Source organism: Nocardiopsis sp. TNDT3, assembly GCF_003427465.1.
Taxonomy (GTDB): Bacteria; Actinomycetota; Actinomycetes; order Streptosporangiales; family Streptosporangiaceae; genus Nocardiopsis; species Nocardiopsis dassonvillei.
Map to the genome: position 1 here is coordinate 1 of NZ_QPFC01000662.1, position 1,430 is coordinate 1,430.

At 63.7% G+C, this 1,430-nt stretch carries 2 protein-coding genes; both read left to right on the plus strand.

Annotation, left to right across the window (positions count from 1 at the left end):
- Positions 1–673: 673 nt before the first annotated feature.
- Complete coding sequence (locus DQW06_RS16685) at positions 674–880, plus strand: hypothetical protein (RefSeq protein WP_117198885.1); 207 nt, start codon at positions 674–676, stop codon at positions 878–880.
- Positions 877–1,419, plus strand: coding sequence for a hypothetical protein (locus DQW06_RS16690; RefSeq protein WP_117198886.1), 543 nt, complete (start codon positions 877–879; stop codon positions 1,417–1,419). Before DQW06_RS16685 ends, DQW06_RS16690 begins: the two co-directional genes overlap by 4 nt.
- Positions 1,420–1,430: the final 11 nt, after the last annotated feature.

Genomic DNA, 1,430 nt, shown 5'->3' on the forward strand with positions numbered 1-1,430 from the left:
CTCGCCACCCTTGGGTGGCGAGCGGAGCCTGCGTGCGCGAGGGCCCCTCGCGCGCATGAACGCATGAAACGGACGGTGCCCGTGATCCGAGCACCGTCCGTCAAGCTCTACCAGTGTCCGCGTCGCGGCAACCGGCCCTACCCCACCACAGGCTGGACCTTCACTGGTCGTAATCACACTGTCCGCCCAGCCATAGGAGAACAGTCAGAAGCCCTCCACTCCGGCAATCATCCGGTGTGCAGGAACAAGTTAGATGCTAGGTGAAGTCACCCTAAATTAGGGGGCTGGAATCAATTGCCAACGATCAGAAACGCCGATCAACGATAAGAAACGATGGGAAACACCTGTCAACGCCTGGCAACTCGTCTTCCCTGAAGCCCCTGGGTGGGACGAAGGGCTCCGCAGGGCAGGCCCTCCGGGTTCAGTGTTCGTCCTGGTGTAGCGCCCGGAGTACTGACGCCAGACATCCCATCATTGGTCGACTATTCACGAACATGAGAACCTTTCGTGTGCCTTTCTCGCGTTCACCTGCATGCTTGACGAATTGTCGAAACCACCCCTAAGCTATTCCCACACGCAAGCCCGAGAGGTCGGCACCACCACTCGCCGCCCTCGGGCTTGAACTGTCCGCCCAGCCAAGGCACTTTCGCCTGCCAAATTTCAGGAGAACCGTTTGAAGATTCACATCTCGGCCGAGAAGTGGGCCGTCCCCCTCATCGCGCTCGCCCTTTTGGGGGCCTTCGTCTGCGTCCTGCTGCTCAAGGACGTCGACCCCATGCTCGTGAGCATCCTGGCCACGCCGTTGGCCGTCATCGCCGGTGGTATCGCCGCCTCCAACGGGCGCACCGGCGACACCCCGGCCGGACAGGAGCAGCTGTGAACCGCGTCGTGACCGTGGACGAGGCGAACGCGAGGAATACCCACGTCCACCAGGTCAAGCACTACCGCTCACCCGACGCCGTTTACCGGCGCAATCTGAAGTACGCGGGCGAGGCCTCTATCTCGCCCGCACTCACGGGGGAGATCAGGGGAGACATCAGCGGCGGTGTCCACTACTACCCCGCACCCGTGCCGACCCCGGAACCGGAGCCGTTCGTCATCGAGGCGGACCTGGAGGGCTACGACCTCTGCCCGGACCCCCTCAAGGCCCAGGACGTGGAGGAGTTCGTCAGTCTCCTGGCCCAGTACCGCCTCTGGGCCGGGTCGCCGAGCTTCCGGGAGATGGAGCGCCGCTGCCACCGGAAGGCCGCGGCCTCGACCTTCTGCAAGATGCTCAAGAAGACCGCAGAGCTGCCTTCCCAGCACCTGATCCGAGCCTTCATCCGTGGTTGCGGGGGTGATGACCAGGCGGTCCAGACGTGGATCACCGCCTGGCGCCTCCAGGCGGGACCGGTCCTGAGCCAGCCGGTCGGAGCTTAGAAGCATCGGCC